This window comes from Pseudomonas orientalis, from assembly GCF_002934065.1.
Lineage (GTDB): Bacteria > Pseudomonadota > Gammaproteobacteria > Pseudomonadales > Pseudomonadaceae > Aquipseudomonas > Aquipseudomonas orientalis_A.
Map to the genome: position 1 here is coordinate 5,420,084 of NZ_CP018049.1, position 19,840 is coordinate 5,439,923.

Sequence of the window (19,840 nt, forward strand, 5' to 3'; positions counted from 1 at the left end):
TGCATTTTTCGAGATTCTTCGTGTGCTTTTGTAGAAAAGCACTAATTGCTTTTATTTTATTGCCATGGAATGCTTCGTAGCATCTGACAGGAGATCCATCCCATGAACGACATTATTTCGCTCATCGAAAACGCCGCGAAGACGAAGAATGACCTGGCGTCCGCATCTATCCGCATGCCCAAGGAGCTCTACTCCTTTATCGAAGGTCTGGCTGATCAGCTCGATCTGAGTCGTCAGGAGACAATGCTGAAACTGCTCGAGAAGGGGGTTGAAGCTGCCAAGGCTGCTCTGAAGCTTGATGACAAAGAGCAAGCGGCAGTAGACATCGAGTTATTCGAACCGTCGAGCTTCCACCTTCTGAATACGAACAAGCGTCACTCATTGGAAGACCATGACCGTATGCTGAGCGAGGGTAGCGCAGCAGCTTTTTATGCCCCTTGGAAGTACAACATTGACCGTATAAAGAAAGGTGACGTGGTCTTCTTGTACGAAAATGGCAAGGGGATCGTCGCCTTCGGCCAAGGTACTGGCGAAACTGAAAAGCGTGAGCATCACGGCTATCTCGAAGAGTGCCATTTTCAGCGATTGATGGATTTCACCATCTTGGATAAGCCGATTTCAGCTGCAGAGATCAAGAAAGCGGTACAGAAAAATGTCGTCTTCTTGCGCACGATGTCTCCTATGCCCGATGGACAGTTGCTGCTGAATCTGATCCAAAAGCGCTCCGCATGAAGCCTAGTGGGCGCAGTCAAAACAACCATCCCAACAGAGACCAGGATCGGCTCGGTACGTTGCAGGGGTAGCCAACCGCACAGGCTCAATCTCTCCCGGAGTCCGCTCAGCGCATACCTAAAGGCTTGGATAGCAATGAGTCGTACAAATACAACACCTGGGTTGTATTTATTAAAGCACGACAAGATGATCAATGGACGCCTAAATTCCCTAGTATTTATTGACGTTTGCAGCGATCAAGACCGGACGGACAGTATGCTGACGAACAATTTAGGCACCACATAAAGGTTCAAGTCCGTGTGGGCCCACCACCTTCAAGGCCACGTATTACGTGGCCTTTGTCGTTTTATAATTCCCCTTTTTTGCTCTGTCTATTGCTCCATAAAGCCAAAAGTGTCCAAAAAGCGTCCACTGTCATTTTCTCCGCTACGCCCTCATTCCGCTCAGTTACCAACCTTGTTGGGAATCCCATGAGCTCCGAAGTCATTGCGAGTACACGAAGCGAAAACACCACTTTTCGTACATAAATATATTCAACCAATGGTTGAATAGCGTGAAATGCTACGCAATACTTTACGCAGGTAAACGCACAGTATTTAACGCATCATCGTATGCATATCTGTGTTTCATGTGTATTTCGTATGGAGTAACAGTCATGGCAGCGTTGCTTGAGCGAGCTGATCAGGCCGTATCGGTTACCGCGATGGTTCGAGGATTCAGTGCGAAGCTCAAAGAGGTATCGAGCCGCACCACCGATCATCTGGTTGTGTTCAAAGATAATGAGCCCGCAGCAGTCATCGTAAACGTCCAGGCTTACCAAGAGATGCTTGATGAGCTTGAAGACCTTCGTATTGAAGCGACGGCACGTGATCGATTGGCAAATTTCGACCCACAAAAGGCTATTTCCCACGCAGATATGCGGACTAGGTACGCCAGAAAAGACTAAGGATTTGCGATGGTTTGGGTCGTCATATACCACCCGGATACAGAAGAAGATTTCGATAAGCTTGGTTCTGCGGCGGCAAACCGGATCCTTGATGTGATTGAAGACAGGATTGAAAACGGCGAGCCTGACAAAAGCGGAAAACCTTTAAGCGGCAGCTTGGCTGGGTGTCGCAGAATCCGGACGGGCGACACTCGAATCGTCTACCGGGTCGATGGGAAGAAAATCGAGGTTCTAATCGTTGCTGTCGGAGCTCGTCGTGACAGCGAAATTTACGACACGGCTAAAAAACGAGTCTAAGCCCGCAATGGCGGGCTCCCCTTTGTTACGAGGCAGTAACAACCATTACTGAGAGACTTGAGCCTCCCGCCAGCGTGCCGCGAGCATCCATAACAAACGAGTTCACGGAATGCAGCAGCCCACCATTGGCAGCCTGTTAAGAGGCGTGGGAGGCCCCACTCACCTCAACGGCGCAACAAACGGTCCAGCACCAACAGAGCCACTGCACCAATCGCGATGGCAGCAACCGGTTTTTCCTTAACGAAAGTCGATACGCTGTCCAGCGCATCGCCATAAGTCTGAGTCAGTTGCCCGGCAGCTTGGCGTCCAGCACCTTCGGCTTCCAGCTTCGAATCACCAAACAATTTACCCACGGCGCTCTGTGCCTTGCCGGCAAGCTTCTCTGTAACGCCTTCGACTTGTTCACTCTTCATAACTCACCAAACCTTTGCGTGTAAGTGGGAAACCCAGGGTCTGCCTGGGCCAGGGTTATCTGCAAATCTTTAGGGGGATGGGGTCTGGGATAAGTTCAAAGTAGATAAGGCGCCAGAGAGGCCAAACCACAGTTGCGGGTGGCACTTGAGCCCAAAGAAGCCGCGCATTGCGCGGCTTTCGTGCGTCTGGCATAGCGGTTCTGTAAGCCGAACCAAGCCTGTAACATGCATGCCCACGACCCCCGCACTGGAGCTTCTCCCCTTGCCCACCCTGGACGAGATCGACCGCCAACTGATCGCCGCCTTGCAGCTCAACGCTCGCGAAAGCGTGGCCATGCTTGCCCGGCAACTCGGCATTGCGCGTACCACGGTGACGTCGCGCCTGGCGCGCCTGGAGAAAACCCAGGTGATTACCGGTTATGGCGTGCGTCTGGGCCAGCGCTTGGCGGATGGCGGTTTGCAGGCTTATGTCGGGATTACCGTGCAGCCGCGCTCGGGCAAAGAGGTGCTGCGCAGGTTGAGTGCAATGGCTCAGGTCCAGCAGTTGTGCGCGGTGAGCGGCGAGTTTGATTATGTGGCGTGGCTGCGCACTGAGTCGCCGGAGCAGCTGGATCAATTGCTCGATCAGATCGGCAGTGTCGATGGGGTGGAGAAAACCACGACTTCGATCATTCTCAGTAACAAATTGGACCGCGGGCAACCTATCTGACCAAATAATTCGTCATAATGACTAAAATAAGTGCAATCCGACGACACATTGCGTCTTATTAACGAGCGTGACGCTCCCTAAACTGGCTGCCATCTTTTCCTATACTCAACGGGCCCTCTCCCGCCGAGTCGTCAGTAAGGTCAGCCATGAGCATTCCGTCCAGCAGCATCGCCAAGCCCCATCGCCACCCCACTGACGGTAAAAAACCCATCACTATCTTCGGCCCGGATTTTCCGTTTGCCTTTGATGACTGGATCGAGCATCCCGCCGGCCTGGGCAGCATTCCTGCCGCCAATCACGGCGCTGAAGTGGCGATCGTGGGCGCCGGCATTGCGGGGCTGGTGGCGGCCTACGAACTGATGAAGCTGGGCTTGAAGCCGGTGGTGTACGAGGCCTCGAAGATGGGCGGTCGCCTGCGCTCCCAGGCTTTTGAAGGCGCCGAAGGCATCATCGCCGAGCTGGGTGGGATGCGTTTTCCAGTGTCGTCCACCGCCTTCTATCACTATGTGGACAAACTGGGCCTGGACACCAAACCCTTCCCCAACCCGCTGACGCCGGCATCCGGCAGTACCGTTATCGATCTGGAAGGCCAGACCCACTACGCGCAAAAACTGTCCGACTTGCCTGCGCTGTTCCAGGAAGTGGCCGACGCCTGGGCTGATGCCCTGGAAGCAGGGTCACAGTTCAGCGATATCCAGCAAGCGATCCGCGACCGCGACGTGCCGCGCCTCAAAGCGCTGTGGAATAAGCTGGTGCCGCTGTGGGACGACCGCACCTTCTACGACTTCGTCGCCACCTCCAAAGCGTTCGCCAAGCTGTCGTTCCATCATCGCGAAGTTTTTGGCCAGGTCGGTTTCGGCACCGGCGGCTGGGACTCGGACTTCCCCAACTCGATGCTGGAAATTTTCCGCGTGGTGATGACCAACTGTGACGACCATCAGCACCTGGTGGTTGGCGGCGTGGCACAAGTGCCCATGGGCATTTGGCGTCACGTACCCGAGCGCTGTGCCCACTGGCCCGCCGGTACCAGTCTGAGCTCATTGCACAGAGGCGCGCCACGGGCGGGGGTGAAGCGCATCGCCCACGCCGCCGACGGTCGTTTCGCCGTCACCGACACCTACGGTGACACCCGCGAGTACGCCGCCGTGTTGACCACCTGCCAGAGCTGGCTGCTGACCACCCAGATCGAATGCGACGAAACCCTGTTCTCGCAAAAAATGTGGATGGCCCTGGACCGCACGCGTTACATGCAGTCATCGAAAACCTTCGTCATGGTCGACCGCCCGTTCTGGAAAGACAAAGACCCGCAAACCGGCCGCGACCTGATGAGCATGACCCTCACCGACCGCCTGACCCGTGGCACCTATCTGTTCGATAACGGCGACGACAAGCCGGGCGTGATCTGCCTGTCCTACTCGTGGATGAGCGACGCGCTGAAAATGCTGCCCCAGCCCATCGACAAGCGGGTCAAGCTGGCACTCGACGCGCTGGCCAAGATCTACCCGAAAGTCGACATCAAGGCGCGCATTATCGGCGACCCCATCACGGTATCCTGGGAAGCCGACCCGCATTTCCTCGGTGCCTTCAAAGGCGCGTTGCCCGGCCACTATCGGTATAACCAGCGCATGTATGCGCACTTCATGCAGAAGGACATGCCCGCCGAGCAACGTGGGATTTTTATCGCCGGCGACGACGTTTCCTGGACACCGGCCTGGGTTGAAGGCGCGGTGCAGACCTCGCTGAACGCGGTGTGGGGCATCATGACCCACTTCGGCGGCAGCACCCACCCGGAAAACCCGGGGCCCGGCGATGTGTTTGACGAGATCGGGCCCATCGCCCTGCCCGAATAAGGAGCCTGACATGCGTGTCGCCCTGTACCAGTGCCCGCCACTGCCGCTGGATGTCGCCGGTAATCTCACACGCCTGCGGCAACTGGCGCACGAAGCAGCGGGAGCCGATGTGCTCGTGTTGCCGGAGATGTTCCTCACGGGCTACAACATTGGCGCCGAGGCAGCAGGCGCCTTGGCCGAGGCTCAGAATGGCGAGTCTGCCCAAACCATTGCCGACATCGCGCAAAGTGCCGGGTTGGCGATCCTGTACGGTTATCCGGAGCGTGCCGAGGATGGCCAGGTCTACAACGCCGTGCAGTTGATCGACGCCCACGGCACACGCCTGTGCAACTACCGCAAGACGCATCTGTTTGGCGACCTGGACCATTCGATGTTCAGCGCTGGTGACGACGACTTCCCGTTGGTGGAATTGAACGGCTGGAAGCTGGGTTTCCTGATTTGCTACGACCTGGAGTTCCCGGAAAACACGCGCCGCCTGGCCCTGGCCGGTGCCGAACTGATTCTGGTGCCCACCGCCAATATGGTGCCGTTCGACTTTGTCGCCGACGTCACCGTGCGGGCGCGGGCGTTCGAGAACCAGTGTTTCGTGGCCTACGCCAATTACTGCGGGCACGAGGGTGATATTCACTACTGCGGCCAAAGCAGCATTGCCGCGCCGGATGGTCAGCGCATCGCCCAGGCGGGCCTGGATGAGACGTTGATCGTCGGCACGCTGGAGCGGCAAGCGATCCTCGACGCCCGCGCCGCCAATCACTACTTGCAGGACCGTCGCCCCGAGCTTTACGGCGCACTGCACAAGCCCTGACCCACCGGGTTTGCTAGCATAGGCACTTGCCCCGTTTCGGAAGTGCCCATGCCTGCGCCGGTTCACCCTCACCCTCTGCACCTGACTTTGGCCAATGGCCTGCACCTTTGCCTGCGCCATGCGCCGCGCTTGAAGCGCTGCGCCGCCGTTTTACGCGTGGCGGCGGGCAGTCATGACGCGCCGTTGGCATGGCCGGGGCTGGCGCATTTTCTGGAGCACTTGTTGTTTCTGGGAACTGAGCGTTTTCCCGCAGGCGAAGGGCTGATGACCTACGTGCAGCGTCATGGCGGGCAAGTGAATGCCAGCACCCGGGAGCGCGTCACCGAGTTCTTTTTCGAGCTGCCGGTGTCGACCTTCGACGAAGGGCTGGTGCGCTTGGCCGACATGCTTACGCACCCTCGCCTGGCCATTGACGACCAACTGCGCGAGCGCGAAGTGCTGCATGCGGAGTTCGTGGCCTGGTCTCAGGATGCCAAGGCGCAGCAACAGGTAGCCTTGCTGAAGGGCCTGGCCGCTGATCATCCGCTGCGCGGCTTTCATGCGGGCAATCGCGACAGCCTGCCAGTGGAACGTGAGACCTTTCAGCAGGCGCTGCGCGAATTTCATCAGCGCTTCTATCAGAGCGGGCAGATGACATTGAGCCTGGCCGGCCCGCAATCCCAGAAAGACCTGGAAGCGCTGGCGCAGCAATTCAGTACGCAGTTGAGCCCTGGCCCGCTGCATCCCCAGGCTGCGCCACCGGCGCTGATGGCCGGGCAAGCGCGGGGCTATCAGCACGCTGCCGATCATCATCTGCACCAGGTCATCACCTGTGATGCACCGCGCGAAGCGCTGGCGTTTCTCTGCACCTGGCTCAACAGTGCGGCGCCGGGCGGCTTACTCGCTGAACTCAAGGATCGACGCCTGGCGACGGCTGTGCACGCCTCGGTGCCGTATCACTTTGGCGGACAGGCCGTGCTGGATATCGACTTTACCCTCGACAGCCAAAGCGACTCGACCACACAGATCGAGGCGCTCTTGTACGACTGGCTGAGTTTTTTCGCACACAGCGACTGGGCGCCGTTACGCGAAGAGTTCGCCTTGCTCACTGCGCGCCAGCAGCAGGTCCAGGGCGCCCTGGCGCTGGCACGCAACGACGCCGAAGAGTTATCGGAGCAAAGCCTCGCAGCCCTCAAGGCCATGCTCGACGCCTTGCATCTGCGGCCTGCCACGCGCGGGTGGCAGCTTCCACCGAATAACCCGTTCCTGCGCCCGCCCGTCAAGGAAGAACGGGCCGGCTTGATTCGCGGCCAGACCAGCGCCCACCGTGGCTTGCGCACATTCGCCCAGGATCGCTCACGGGGACGACGGGACCTGGCGGCGCTGACCTTCAGCCAGGCCTTGGCCAATGACACTGACGAAGGCGCGCTGTACCTGCGCTGGCGATTTGACTGCGGCGCGCCTGCCGGTCTGGAAAACCTGTTGCAGCCGCTGCGCGAGCGTGCCGCTCAGGCGGGTGTCGAGTTGTGTTTCGAAACCATCGCCAATGACTGGCAGGTAAAAATGCTTGGCGTCCACGAACCCATGCCCGCCGTGCTCGAAGCGCTGGCGCACTGCTTGACCACTGCCGATGAACATCTGCCGCCACCGCCCTCGGCACCGATGATCGCCATCCGCGAACTGCTCAAGGCATTGCCCGGTTGCTGCGCCGGTGTTCAGCCAACGTCCCAGGCAACCCCTGTCTCATGGGCCACCGCGCGTTGGCATGGGCTGGGCGCAGGTTTACCGGCAGCCTGTGAAGCGGCCATCAAAACCGCCTCGGCACGACTGCCTGGGCAGCCTGCACCGCTTCAGTATCCGCCTGAAAATCTCCAGGACCAGCGTCTCTGGCATGAGATAAACACCGATTCCGGCGAAGCAGCGCTGTTGCTGTTCTGCCCGACACCCACCCAGGCCTTGAGCGATGAAGCCGCCTGGCGCTTGCTCGGTCATCTGCTGCAAGGGCCGTTCTATCAGCGCCTGCGCGTTGAACTACAAATCGGCTACGCGGTTTTCAGCGGCATCCGACAGCTCAATGGGCAAACCGGCCTGCTGTTCGGCGTGCAGTCCCCCAGCGCTTCCCTGGATGAAATCGTCGAACAGGTGCAGACCTTTCTGGCACAACTGCCATCATTGATCGAACGCAGCACCGATATGGGTAACGAGGCGCTGGCGCAGCAATTCACGGTCCAGTCACTGCCCATCACCCAAGCCGCCGACTTGCTGTGGCACGCGCACCTGGCGGGTCGACCATCGGGCTACCTGGAGCAATTACAAGATTTGATACAAACCTGCTCGCGGCAAGATGTACAGCGCGCTGCTCAACAGTTGAACGACGCCACAGGCGGCTGGCGTTGCCTCGCCAACGGGCCGTGCACCCTACGGGCGTGGCACTCGGCCAATTGATCCTTGCCAACCCTGCAACAGGCTTTTTCTTTCAAGACAGCGCTAACTCGAAAAGAATTGCGTAATATTCACACGCAATATCTGAACATCTCCCATGGGAGGTGGACTATATGTACTACTTGGTAGTGAACATCCCCATCCCTTGATAGGAGTATGAATATGACCTGGTCCAAACCTGCCTACACCGATCTGCGCATCGGTTTCGAAGTCACCATGTACTTCGCCAGCCGTTAATTCGCTGGGTACTACAACGCCTCGGTTCGCCCGGGGCGTTTTTGTTTTGAGCTTTGCTGATGGAGCGACCATGTTTGTCCAGATTCTAGGTTCCGCCGCCGGCGGTGGCTTCCCGCAGTGGAACTGCAACTGCGTGAACTGCGCAGGTTTTCGTGATGGCAGCCTGCGGGCCCAGGCGCGTACCCAGTCGTCCATTGCGATTTCCGACGATGGTGTGAACTGGGTGTTGTGCAATGCGTCGCCGGACATCCGCGCGCAGTTGCAGGGCTTTGCGCCGATGCAACCGGGCCGCGCCCTGCGTGACACGGGCATCGGCGCGATCATCCTGATGGACAGCCAGATCGACCACACCACCGGCCTGCTGAGCCTGCGCGAGGGTTGCCCGCACCAGGTGTGGTGCACCGATATGGTCCATGAAGACCTGAGTACCGGCTTCCCGCTGTTCACCATGCTCACTCACTGGAACGGCGGCCTGGCCTGGAACCGTATCGAGCTGGACGCCAGCTTCACCATCAAGGCGTGCCCCAACCTGCGCTTCACCCCGCTGCCGCTGCGTAGTGCGGCGCCGCCTTATTCGCCGCATCGCTTCGACCCGCACCCGGGCGACAACATCGGCCTGATCGTCGAAGACCTGCGCACCGGCGGCAAACTGTTCTACGCCCCGGGCCTGGGCAAGGTCGACGCGCCGCTGCTGGAGATCATGGCAGGCAGCGACTGCCTGCTGGTGGACGGCACGATGTGGGACGACGACGAAATGCAGCGCCGTGGCGTCGGCACTCGCACCGGCCGCGAAATGGGCCACCTGGCGCAGAACGGTCCTGGCGGTATGCTCGAAGTGCTGGAGCAGTTGCCAAAGCAGCGCAAAGTGCTTATCCACATCAACAACACCAACCCGATCCTCGATGAAGACTCCCCCGAGCGAGCCGAGCTGGTGCGGCGCAATGTCGAAGTAGCCTACGACGGCATGAGCATTGAGTTGTAGGAGACCTCAGATGACTGATACACCGATGACCCCTGAAGCATTCGAACAGGCCCTGCGCGCCAAAGGCGCCTTCTACCACATCCACCACCCGTACCATGTGGCGATGTACGACGGCCGCGCCACCCGCGAACAGATCCAGGGCTGGGTCGCCAACCGCTTCTACTATCAGGTGAACATTCCCCTGAAGGACGCCGCGATCCTGGCCAACTGCCCGGACCGGGAAATCCGCCGTGAATGGATCCAGCGCCTGCTCGATCACGATGGCGCGCCCGGAGAAGACGGCGGCATCGAAGCCTGGCTGCGCCTGGGCCAGGCCGTTGGCCTCGATCCCGACCAACTGCGCTCCCAGGAACTGGTGCTGCCCGGCGTACGCTTTGCGGTAGACGCCTACGTTAACTTCGCCCGACGTGCCAGTTGGCAAGAGGCCGCCAGCAGCTCGTTGACCGAACTGTTCGCGCCGCAGATCCACCAGTCGCGCCTCGACAGCTGGCCGCAGCATTACCCGTGGATCGACCCGGCCGGCTATGAATATTTCCGCACCCGGCTGGGCCAGGCCCGTCGCGATGTGGAACACGGGTTGGCGATCACCCTGCAGCACTACACCACCCGTGAAGGCCAGGAGCGCATGCTCGAAATTCTCCAGTTCAAACTGGACATCCTGTGGAGCATGCTCGACGCCATGAGCATGGCCTACGAACTGAACCGCCCGCCGTACCACAGCGTGACCGCAGAGCGGGTCTGGCATAAAGGGATCACCCTATGAGTTTTGATCGCAGCAAAAAACCGACCTGGCGCCCAGGTTATCGCTATCAATACGAGCCCGCACAGAAAGGCCATGTGCTGCTCTACCCGGAAGGCATGATCAAGCTCAACGACAGCGCCGCGCTGATTGGTGGACTGATTGACGGCGAGCGCGACGTGGCCGCCATCATCGCCGAGCTGGACCAGCAATTCCCCGGCGTGCCGGAACTCGGTGATGACATCGAGCAATTCATGGAGGTCGCCCGTGCCGAGCACTGGATCACCCTTGCCTGAAAAACCCGCTATCGGCCTGCCGCTCTGGCTGCTCGCCGAGCTGACTTACCGCTGCCCGCTGCAGTGCCCGTACTGTTCCAACCCGCTGGATTTTGCCGAGCAGGGCAAGGAACTGAGCACCGAACAGTGGATCAAGGTATTTCGCGAGGCCCGCGAGATGGGCGCCGCGCAGCTTGGGTTTTCCGGCGGTGAACCGCTGGTGCGCCAGGACCTGGCCGAGCTGATCGGTGAAGCACGCAAGCTGGGTTTCTACACCAACCTGATCACCTCCGGCATCGGCCTGACCGAACAGAAGATCAGCGACTTCAAAAAGGCCGGCCTGGACCATATCCAGATCAGCTTCCAGGCCAGCGACGAACAGGTCAACAACCTGCTGGCTGGCTCGAAGAAAGCCTTCGCGCAAAAACTCGAAATGGCCCGTGCGGTGAAAGCCCACGGTTATCCGATGGTGCTGAACTTCGTCACCCACCGGCATAACATCGACAAGATCGACCGCATTATCGAGCTGTGTATCGCGCTCGAGGCGGACTTTGTCGAGCTTGCCACTTGCCAGTTCTACGGCTGGGCACAGCTCAACCGTGTGGGGTTATTGCCGACCCGGGAACAACTGGTGCGCGCCGAACGCATCACCAACGAATACCGCGCCAGGCTCGAAGCCGAAGGCCACCCGTGCAAGCTGATTTTTGTCACGCCGGATTACTACGAAGAACGTCCGAAAGCCTGCATGAATGGCTGGGGCAGTATTTTCCTGACAGTCACGCCGGACGGTACCGCCCTGCCCTGTCATGGTGCCCGACAGATGCCGGTGCAGTTTCCCAATGTGCGCGACCACAGCATGCAGCACATCTGGTACGACTCGTTCGGTTTCAACCGCTTTCGCGGCTACGACTGGATGCCCGAACCGTGCCGTTCATGCGATGAGAAGGAAAAGGATTTCGGCGGCTGCCGCTGCCAGGCTTTCATGCTCACCGGGGATGCGAGTAACGCAGACCCGGTGTGCAGCAAGTCCGAGCAGCACGGCATTATCCTGCAAGCGCGGGAAGAAGCCGAACATGCCACCCAGACCATTGAACAGCTGGCGTTTCGCAATGAGCGCAATTCACGCCTCATCGCAAAAGGCTGATGGCCTCAGCGCTTGGCGATGATGTACACGGCGTGAATGATGCCGGGGAAGTAACCGCACAGGGTCAGCAGGATGTTCAGCCAGAATGCGCCGCCAAATCCTACTTGCAGGAACACACCCAGTGGCGGCAGCAGAATGGCGATGATGATACGAATGATGTCCATGGGTCAGCTCCAGAAAATCGGCTCGTGTGAGCCGTGTAGCTAATCGACATTGGCGCTTCGTGAGGGTTCAGTGGTTTCTGGCATTGGGCCATCCTTTAACGAGCACGCAAAAAAACGCCCCAGCCAAAAGAATCAGGCTGGAGGCGCCGCGTATCCCGCGAGACGGTTCAGGAAATGGGGTCAGACGGCAATGCCCTTGCGACATTGCAGTTGGGCAGTGCGTACCCGAGAGAAGGCACGGGCCAGGCGCAGGAGCATTTCGTCAATGTGGTTCTTGCTGATGTTCAGGGCGGGGGTGAAACGCAGACAATCCGGCTGCGCAGCCGTGAGGATCAGGCCTTCGTGCAGCGCGGCCTTTACTACCGCAGCCGCGCAATCGTCCGACAGCGTCAGGCCCCATATCAGTCCGTTGCCGCGCAGTTGCCCATGCTCGTAACGGTAGGCCAGGCGGGCAAGGCCTTCTGCCAGGTAGAGGCCGGATTCGCGTACGTGTTCGAGAAAGCCGTCGGTCAACACGGCCTCGAGCACCGCGATCCCCGCGGCGGCCATCAGCGCATTGCCGTGATGGGTACCGTCCAGCTCGCCCGTTTCGAAGCAGCAGGCAGTGCCGCGCGCCAGCAACGCCGCCAGTGGCACCCCACCGCCCAGGCCTTTGCCAAGGCTGATGATGTCGGCGCGAATGCCATATTGCTGCTCGGCGAGCAGGCTGCCGCAGCGGCCGATCCCGGTTTGCACTTCGTCGAGAATCAGCAGGATGCCCAGTTCGCGGCACAGACGCTCGACGCCCTTGAGGTAGTGTTCGGTCGCAGGGATGACACCGGCGGCGCTTTGGATCGGCTCCAGCATGATGGCGACGGTATGCGCATCGACGGCGGCGTGCAGAGCCGGCAGATCGTTGAAGGGTACATGACTGAAACCCGGCAATTGCGGCTCGAAACGGTTTTCCCAGGCAACGGCCGAAGCCGACATCGCGGCGAAGCTCTGGCCGTGGCAGCCGTTGCTCACCGTAATGATGTGATAAGCGCCGCCGCGATGCAGTTGGCCCCATTTGCGCGCCAGTTTGATTGCGGCTTCGCAGGCCTGGGCACCGCTGTTGAGCAGGTAGGCCTGATCGCTGCCGGTGTGATGGCACAGGCGATCAACCAGGTCGAGCTGCGCCCGGTTGTACAAGCCCATGCCTGGGTTGATCACGGTTTGCATCTGTTCGGTGATGGCGTCGCGCACCGCTTGTGGGCTGTGGCCGAGGCTGTTGGCGCCGCCGCCCTGGCTGAAATCCAGGTAGGCACGGCCGTTACTGTCCGAAAGCCAGGCGCCTTGACCCTGGACAAACACCTCGCAGGGACGCGCGACGGTGGGCATCAGGCATTGGCTGGAAAAATCATCAGGCGGAGCATGAAGTACCAGGTCGTCAAGACTGGGCGCCGGACGCCGGAACAGGTTCACAGTTCAGCCCCGATAGCAACCGCACCTGGGTAGGTGTCGAGTACCAACAGCGCGACGCGGTGTTTTGTCTTGCCTATGTAAACGCCATTACCAAAAACGTGAGTCATTGCCCGATTCGGCCCTTTAAGCCCTGCGAATAGGCGCTAGACTAGGCCGCTCGGAGGCCAACGGCCATTTCGATTTTCCAGCTTTTTCGATAAGAAAATCTTATGGATTTCAAGCAACTGCGTTATTTCGTCGCGGTGTATGAGGAAGGCCACGTAGGGCGTGCCGCAGAGCGTCTGTCGATCTCCCAGCCGGCCTTGTCGCAGCAGGTTCGCCAACTGGAGCAGAACCTCGACGTGAGCCTGTTCGAACGCAGCAGCAAGCGCCTGCTCCCCACACTCGCCGCACACACGCTGTACAACCACGCCTTGCCCCTGATCGACGGCATGCAGCAAGCCGTGGAGGCGTTGCGTAACTTCAAGGGCCAGGCGATGCGCACCTTGGCCATCGGTGTGCTGCAAACCGTGCACACCAGCCTGGTGCCGCAAATGCTCGAGCGGGTGCGCAAGGCTCAACCGCACCTGGTCGTGCAGATCTACGAATTGACCGGGCTTGAGATCGAGCGGCGGCTGCTCAACGGCTCGCTGGACATCGGCATCAGCTACCTGCCACCCCGCCAACCAGGCCTGCATGGCGTGTTGTTGTACGAGGACGAATTGAAGGTGGTCATCCCTGAGCAACATCCCTTGCGGGAATTCAAGAAGGTCTCGCTGAAACAGGCAGCGGAGTTGCCGATGTTGCTGCTGGGGGAGGAATTCCAGGTACGGCAGATCTGGCAGGGTCAGTTGGCCAACCTGGGCCGACGCCCGCAGGTGCAGGCCGAGCTCAATACCATGGCGGGGATTCTCGACAGCCTGCCTCATACGCAGTTGGCCACTGTGTTGCCGGGGCGTTCCCAGGACGAACACAACAGCCAGTCGCTGCTATGGAAACCCTTGAGCGAACCCAGGGTGCCGTTGAAAGTCGGTTTGGTGTGCCGTGACGTGCAGCGCCAGCAAGCGACGGTGGCGTTGCTGCGCACGTTGCTGGAAGACGTGATGAATGCCCCGCAGGCAGGCGCCTGACTTTTTCGCGGGCAAAAGAAAACCCCGCCGAAGCGGGGCTTTGCAGACTGTTTCCCTGACATCCATTTCACTCCGCCATCCTGGCAGAATCCTACGTGTCCGTGTTGTTGCTTTGCGCTTCCTGCGCGACGTCCATGTGAAGTAGATTATCCGTGGATCCAATTTGGCGATAGAGGACGATTAGCAGCACGTCATGTAAGAGATTGCTTACACGCACGCTTCGCCCCTAGAACAGTGCTTCATCCATCAGGAACAGCGACTCGCTACCGGCCTTCACCGACGCGCTCAACGAATGAATACGCGGCAACAGGCGCGCAAAGTAAAAGCGCGCCGTGCCCAGCTTGCTGGCATAGAAATCGTCTTCGGTCTCTTTGCCCAACGCGGCCTTGGCCATGCGTGCCCACATATAGGCATACGCCATGTATCCAAACGCGTGCAGGTATTCCACCGATGCCGCGCCGATTTCATTCGGATTGGTCTTGGCACGGTCCAGCACCCAGGCGGTCAATTCGTCCAGGTTGTCCACCGCCGCGCCGAGCGGGCGGGTGAACTCGCCCAGTTGCGCGCCGGCACTGGCGATGAACTGGCGGATCTCATCGGCGAACAAGGTGTAGAACGCGCCGCCGCTGCCGACAATCTTGCGCCCCATCAAATCCAGTGCCTGGATACCGTTGGTGCCTTCGTAGATCTGGGTGATGCGCACGTCACGCACCAATTGCTCCTGGCCCCACTCGCGAATGTAGCCGTGGCCACCGAACACTTGCTGGCCGAGCACAGTGGTTTCCAGGCCCAGGTCGCTGAGAAACGCCTTGGCGACCGGCGTCAGCAGCGCCACCAGGTTGTCGGCGCGCTCACGGGCAGCAGCGTCTTCGCTGAACTTGGCGATGTCCAACTGCGTGGCCACATAGGTGGAGAACGCACGACCGCCCTCGTTCGCCGCCTTCATGGTCAGCAGCATGCGGCGCACATCCGGATGCACGATGATCGGATCGGCCGGTTTGTCCTTGGCTTGTGCGCCCAGTGGCGAACGGCTTTGCACCCGATCGCGAGCATATTCAATCGCGTTCTGATAGGAGCGCTCGCCGGAAGCCAGGCCCTGGATACCCACCCCCAGGCGCTCGTAGTTCATCATGGTGAACATCGCCGCCAAGCCACGATTGGGCTCACCGACGAGGTAGCCGACGGCTTCGTCGAAGTTCATCACGCACGTCGCGGAGGCCTGGATGCCCATCTTGTGTTCGATCGAGCCGCAGGTCACCGGGTTGCGGGCACCGAGGCTGCCGTCGGCGTTCACCATGAACTTGGGGACCAGGAACAGCGAGATGCCCTTGGGCCCCGCCGGTGCGCCAGGAAGCTTGGCCAACACCAGGTGGATGATGTTTTCGGTCAGGTCGTGTTCACCGCCGGTAATGAAAATCTTGGTGCCGCTGACTGTGTAGGAACCATCCGCCTGCGGCTCGGCCTTGGTGCGAATCATGCCCAGGTCGGTACCGGCATGGGCTTCGGTCAGGCACATGGAACCGGCCCATTCGCCGGAATACATCTTCGGCAGGTAGGTGGCCTTGAGTTCCTCGCTGGCGTGGGTATTGATCGACACGCAAGCGCCCGAGGTCAACATCGGGGACAGGCCGAACGCCAGGCTGGACGAATTGATCATCTCCTCGACCTGCGCCGACACCGCCTTGGGCATGCCCATGCCGCCATACGCCGGGTCGCCGCCGACGCCCACCCAGCCACCTTCGGCATAGGTCGCGTAAGCCTGTGGGAAACCGTCCGGCGTGCTGACGACACTGTCCACCCAACGGCAGCCTTGCTCATCGCCGCCACGGCTTAACGGCGCGATGGACTTGGCGGTGACCTTGCCGGCCTCTTCGAGGATGGCTTCAACGGTTTCGGCGTCAACCGTGTCTGCCAGGGCAGGCAACTGCGCCCAGGTGGTGGCGACGTCAAAAACTTCGTTGAGGACGAAGCGCATATCACGCAACGGCGCTTTGTAATCAGCCATGGCAAACCTCGTGAGAACGTGAAAAGTGATTCGATAGGATCGGTTTTACAGGCTCCGAGTGTACCCGAACAACTTTTAAGACACATAGGGTCCGTTCGTGACCGACAAGTATTTGTAAGTCACGAACCAGGCTGTTGCCGCACATTTACAATGCGAATGCCTGCGCCGGCAGGCTCATCAGGCATTCGCTGCCCGCCTCCACTGCAGCCCTGTGCATCGTGGTACGCGGTAACAGGCGCTTGAAATAAAAGTCACACGTCGCCTGCTTGGCCTGGGCAAACCCTGGGTCGTCGTGCGCCTGCGCCGCAATCGCCATGCGTAGCCACAGGTAGGCGAGGATGATGTAGCCGCTGTACATCAGGTAGTCCATTGCCGCCGCTCCCACTTCGTCGGGATTGCTCATCGCCGCCGTACCGACCTTCAGCGTCAGCTCGCCCCATTGCTGGTTCAACTGATTGAGCTGTTCGACATGGGCCTTGAGTTGCGGATGTTCGGCATTGGCGACACAGAACTTATGCACGATTCTGGTAAAGCCGCGCAGCAACTTGCCCTGGCTGCCCAGCACCTTGCGCCCCAGCAGATCGAGCGCCTGGATGCCGTTGGTGCCTTCGTAGATCGGCGCAATCCGCGCATCACGCGCCAGTTGCTCCATGCCCCACTCGCGAATATAGCCATGGCCGCCGAACACCTGCATACCGTGGTTGGTCACCTCCAGCCCGGTTTCGGTCATGAAGGCTTTGCAGATCGGCGTGAGGAAGGCCAACAGGTCCTCGGCCTCCTGGCGCTGGGCGGCGTCGCTGCCCAGGTGCGCGGTATCGAGCAACTGGGCGGTGAAGTAGGTCAGCGCACGATTGCCTTCGTTGAAGGCTTTCATGGTCAGCAACATGCGACGTACATCGGCATGCACGATGATCGGGTCGGCGGGTTTGTCCGGGGCCTTGGCGCCGGTCAGCGAGCGCATTTGCAGGCGCTCCCCGGCATATTTGATCGCGCCCTGAAAGCTTGCCTCGCCATTGCACAGCCCCTGCATCCCGGTGCCCAGGCGCGCGTGGTTCATCATGGTGAACATGCAGTTGAGGCCTTTGTTGGCTTCGCCAATCAGGAAACCCCTGGCGCCGTCGAAGTTCAGCACACAGGTGGCCGAGGCCTTGATGCCCATCTTGTGTTCGATGGAGCCGCACTGCACGGCGTTGCGTTCGCCGGAATCGGCATGAAACTTGGGCACGATGAACAACGAGATGCCTTTGGTCCCCGCCGGTGCATCCGGCAGCTTGGCCAGCACCAGATGGATGATATTGGCACTCATGTCGTGCTCACCGGCCGAGATGAATATCTTGCTGCCGGTGAGCGCATAACTGCCATCGGCCTGAGGAACCGCGCGAGTCTTGATCAAACCCAGGTCGGTGCCGCAGTGGGCTTCGGTCAGGCACATGGTGCCGGTCCACTCGCCGGCGGTGAGTTTGTGCAGGTACGTGGCTTTCTGTTCGTCGGTGCCGTGGGCGTGGATCGCCGACATTGCACCATGGGTCAGGCCCGGGTACATGCCCCAGGACGTATTGCTGGAGCCGATCATCTCGCTCAGCACCAGCCCGAGGGACTGCGGCAAACCCTGGCCGCCGTAGGCCGGGTCCGCTGCCACGCCGTGCCATCCGCCTTCCACGTACTGGGCGAAGGCTTGCTTGAAGCCCTTGGGCGTGGTCACGACGCCATTGTCAAAATGGCAGCCCTCCTCGTCGCCGCTGCGATTGAGCGGCGCGAGGACGTTTTCGCAGAACTTCGCGCCTTCTTCGAGAATCGCACTGACCATGTCGGGGCTGGCGTCCGTCGCGCCCAGGGCCGCGTAGTGACCATGGAAATCGAACACGTTATCGATCAGAAAGCGCATGTCGCGCAGGGGAGCTTTGTACTCGGGCATGGCAATGTCTCCGGCGGCAGATGGACTCAACCTACTGCCGGCCAACGCCGCGAACAATCACTGTAGCGCTGCTGAATACAGCACCATTACTCAACCGGCAGCGCTTTGCATGCGCACCGCACCGCGACGGTTCTGCCCGGCCGCGATCACGCAATTGCGCCCGGCGCCCTTGGCGGCGTAGAGCGCCTGATCGGCGCACTTGAGCACTTCTTCAGGACTACGCTGCTCGGCCTGACGCTCGGCCACGCCGATGCTGACCGTCACCGACACACTGGACGCACCACTGGCGGCCCGACGCTGGCGCCCTTGATGGTCGTCATTGGGGCGGTCCGGGTTGCGCAACTTGATCGCATAGGTGGCGATGCTTTCGCGGATCGCCTCCAGGTGCGGCAGGCATTCATCCAGGCTCTTGCCAGCAAACACCACGGCGAACTCTTCACCGCCGTAACGGTAGGCGCGCCCGCCGCCGCTGACCTTGGACAGTTTGCTCGCCACCAGGCGCAACACCTGGTCGCCCACGTCATGGCCGTGGGTATCGTTGAAACGCTTGAAGTGGTCCACATCGCTCATCGCCAACACATAGTTGCGCCCCAGCCGCTGCATGCGTTCGTTCAGGGCGCGGCGGCCCGGCAAGCCGGTCAGCTCATCGCGAAAGGCCATTTGATACGCCTCATGCGCCACACCGGCAGCGATCATCAGCATCACCTGGCTGCACATGATGTTGAGCGTAAACGGCAGGATGAAGGTCTGCGGCAGCATCCAGAACATCCCCAGCAACCCCACCAATTGCGCAGCGTGCAGCGGGCGCGGCTGATACCAGTACTGGGCGGCCAGGGTGATAAAGCCAATCAGAAACATCGGGTATGAAAGCTGGATCAGGCTCATCCACGCGCCATGCAGCGCCGGCCAGCGAATCTCGGCCAACCAGTCCAGCACGCCCTGTGGGTAACGTTGCTCCAGCGCAAATGCCACGCTGCCGACGGCCAACAGCACCGCGCAACGCGCGACGAAGTCACGGAACAGGTGAGTCTTTTCCTGCCACAGCGCGTACACGCTGAACAGCAACGGCAGCAGCAGGCAGCACAGGTGAAACACGACAGCGGCGTCTTCGCGCACGCGGCCATTGTCGCGGTAGAAATCGGTCTGGGTGTCCAGCAGGAAATAGACGACGTACACCGTGATCATCAGGAACAACTCACGCTGGCGCCGATACACCGCGCAGTACGCTCCGCCGAGCAACAGCACCAGGGTCGGCAGCACGTTGAACAGCGAGGTGAAGAAAACGTTGAGGTCCTTGAGATAGGCAGCCGAGAGCCCGGCCAGCAATAGCAGCAACGAGGGTAGGAAATGACTGAAGCGTACAGCGGACACGCGTAACAAGGGGTAGAACTCCGACCGCAAAAAATAGTGGCATAGTGCTTCTACACAACCAGTTAAACACAACCAGTCCGCCCTGTATCACATTGCCATCACTGTAACGGCACGCTTGATCAAACCCTTAGCGCCAGCGCGCATTTTTCGGATCGGCACAGAACGCATGTGGGAGGGGGCTTGCTCCCGATGGCGGTAATTGAGCGACACTTAAGTGACTGACCCACCGTCATCGGGAGCAAGCCCCCTCCCACATTCACCGCATTTCAATGCTTGGTTAGCG

Annotated in this window: 19 protein-coding genes; 13 read left to right on the forward strand and 6 right to left on the reverse strand. The window is 60.0% G+C overall.

Annotated features, from left to right (window positions below):
* The first annotated feature begins 102 nt into the window (after positions 1-102).
* From BOP93_RS24545 to BOP93_RS24555, 3 genes are all read left to right on the forward strand, one after another.
* On the forward strand, positions 103-732 hold the full coding sequence (locus BOP93_RS24545) for a hypothetical protein (protein ID WP_104504922.1): 630 nt from the start codon (positions 103-105) through the stop codon (positions 730-732).
* A 655-nt stretch (positions 733-1,387) separates the two neighbouring features.
* The gene (locus BOP93_RS24550; RefSeq protein WP_065894157.1) at positions 1,388-1,678 is read left to right on the forward strand and encodes a Phd-YefM; all 291 of its coding nucleotides are present in this window, start codon (positions 1,388-1,390) and stop codon (positions 1,676-1,678) included.
* 9 nt (positions 1,679-1,687) lie between these two features.
* Complete coding sequence (locus BOP93_RS24555; RefSeq protein ID WP_065894155.1) at positions 1,688-1,975, forward strand: type II toxin-antitoxin system RelE family toxin; 288 nt, start codon at positions 1,688-1,690, stop codon at positions 1,973-1,975.
* A 164-nt stretch (positions 1,976-2,139) separates the two neighbouring features.
* Here the strand turns inward: BOP93_RS24555 and BOP93_RS24560 are convergent, their stop codons facing one another.
* Positions 2,140-2,388, reverse strand: a complete 249-nt coding sequence (locus tag BOP93_RS24560; RefSeq protein ID WP_065885492.1) for a CsbD family protein — start codon at positions 2,386-2,388, stop codon at positions 2,140-2,142.
* A 262-nt stretch (positions 2,389-2,650) separates the two neighbouring features.
* Between BOP93_RS24560 and BOP93_RS24565 the strand changes: the two genes are divergently transcribed.
* The 9 genes from BOP93_RS24565 (at position 2,651) to pqqE (ending at position 11,550) form a co-directional block, all read left to right on the forward strand.
* On the forward strand, positions 2,651-3,097 hold the full coding sequence (locus BOP93_RS24565) for an Lrp/AsnC family transcriptional regulator (protein WP_065885491.1): 447 nt from the start codon (positions 2,651-2,653) through the stop codon (positions 3,095-3,097).
* A gap of 167 nt (positions 3,098-3,264) precedes the next feature.
* Entirely contained in the window at positions 3,265-4,947 is a 1,683-nt protein-coding gene (locus BOP93_RS24570; RefSeq protein ID WP_104505350.1) for a flavin monoamine oxidase family protein, read from the forward strand.
* A gap of 10 nt (positions 4,948-4,957) precedes the next feature.
* Positions 4,958-5,752, forward strand: coding sequence for a carbon-nitrogen hydrolase family protein (locus BOP93_RS24575; RefSeq protein WP_104504923.1), 795 nt, complete (start codon positions 4,958-4,960; stop codon positions 5,750-5,752).
* Between the two features lie 48 nt (positions 5,753-5,800).
* Entirely contained in the window at positions 5,801-8,176 is a 2,376-nt protein-coding gene (pqqF, locus tag BOP93_RS24580) for a pyrroloquinoline quinone biosynthesis protein PqqF (protein ID WP_104504924.1), read from the forward strand.
* Positions 8,177-8,335: 159 nt separating this feature from the next.
* The gene (gene pqqA, locus BOP93_RS24585; RefSeq protein WP_003194766.1) at positions 8,336-8,410 is read left to right on the forward strand and encodes a pyrroloquinoline quinone precursor peptide PqqA; all 75 of its coding nucleotides are present in this window, start codon (positions 8,336-8,338) and stop codon (positions 8,408-8,410) included.
* 70 nt (positions 8,411-8,480) lie between these two features.
* Positions 8,481-9,392, forward strand: a complete 912-nt coding sequence (gene pqqB / locus BOP93_RS24590) for a pyrroloquinoline quinone biosynthesis protein PqqB (protein WP_104504925.1) — start codon at positions 8,481-8,483, stop codon at positions 9,390-9,392.
* 10 nt (positions 9,393-9,402) lie between these two features.
* Positions 9,403-10,155, forward strand: a complete 753-nt coding sequence (pqqC, locus tag BOP93_RS24595; RefSeq protein WP_065885487.1) for a pyrroloquinoline-quinone synthase PqqC — start codon at positions 9,403-9,405, stop codon at positions 10,153-10,155.
* Positions 10,152-10,427 (forward strand): pyrroloquinoline quinone biosynthesis peptide chaperone PqqD, encoded by a 276-nt coding sequence (pqqD, locus tag BOP93_RS24600; protein WP_065885486.1) that lies wholly within the window; start codon positions 10,152-10,154, stop codon positions 10,425-10,427. Before pqqC ends, pqqD begins: the two co-directional genes overlap by 4 nt.
* Positions 10,369-11,550 carry a pyrroloquinoline quinone biosynthesis protein PqqE gene (gene pqqE / locus BOP93_RS24605; protein WP_065894145.1) on the forward strand — a complete coding sequence of 394 codons (1,182 nt, stop codon included), beginning with the start codon at positions 10,369-10,371 and terminating at the stop codon, positions 11,548-11,550. Before pqqD ends, pqqE begins: the two co-directional genes overlap by 59 nt.
* 5 nt (positions 11,551-11,555) lie before the next feature.
* On the opposite strand, the gene BOP93_RS24610 is transcribed toward pqqE, so the two are convergent.
* Positions 11,556-11,714, reverse strand: coding sequence for a YqaE/Pmp3 family membrane protein (locus tag BOP93_RS24610; RefSeq protein ID WP_003194776.1), 159 nt, complete (start codon positions 11,712-11,714; stop codon positions 11,556-11,558).
* Between the two features lie 180 nt (positions 11,715-11,894).
* Complete coding sequence (locus BOP93_RS24615) at positions 11,895-13,157, reverse strand: aspartate aminotransferase family protein (RefSeq protein ID WP_104504926.1); 1,263 nt, start codon at positions 13,155-13,157, stop codon at positions 11,895-11,897.
* 209 nt (positions 13,158-13,366) lie between these two features.
* On the opposite strand from BOP93_RS24615, the gene BOP93_RS24620 reads away from it, so the two are divergent.
* Positions 13,367-14,266: a LysR family transcriptional regulator gene (locus tag BOP93_RS24620; RefSeq protein WP_065885481.1), complete on the forward strand. Its 900-nt coding sequence runs from the start codon at positions 13,367-13,369 to the stop codon at positions 14,264-14,266.
* 226 nt (positions 14,267-14,492) lie between these two features.
* Here BOP93_RS24620 and BOP93_RS24625 read toward each other — a convergent pair whose 3' ends face one another.
* From BOP93_RS24625 to BOP93_RS24635, 3 genes are all read right to left on the reverse strand, one after another.
* Positions 14,493-16,271: an acyl-CoA dehydrogenase C-terminal domain-containing protein gene (locus tag BOP93_RS24625; RefSeq protein ID WP_104504927.1), complete on the reverse strand. Its 1,779-nt coding sequence runs from the start codon at positions 16,269-16,271 to the stop codon at positions 14,493-14,495.
* Between the two features lie 145 nt (positions 16,272-16,416).
* Positions 16,417-18,186: an acyl-CoA dehydrogenase C-terminal domain-containing protein gene (locus BOP93_RS24630; RefSeq protein ID WP_104504928.1), complete on the reverse strand. Its 1,770-nt coding sequence runs from the start codon at positions 18,184-18,186 to the stop codon at positions 16,417-16,419.
* A 90-nt stretch (positions 18,187-18,276) separates the two neighbouring features.
* Positions 18,277-19,566, reverse strand: coding sequence for a GGDEF domain-containing protein (locus BOP93_RS24635; protein ID WP_104504929.1), 1,290 nt, complete (start codon positions 19,564-19,566; stop codon positions 18,277-18,279).
* Between the last annotated feature and the right edge of the window lie 274 nt (positions 19,567-19,840).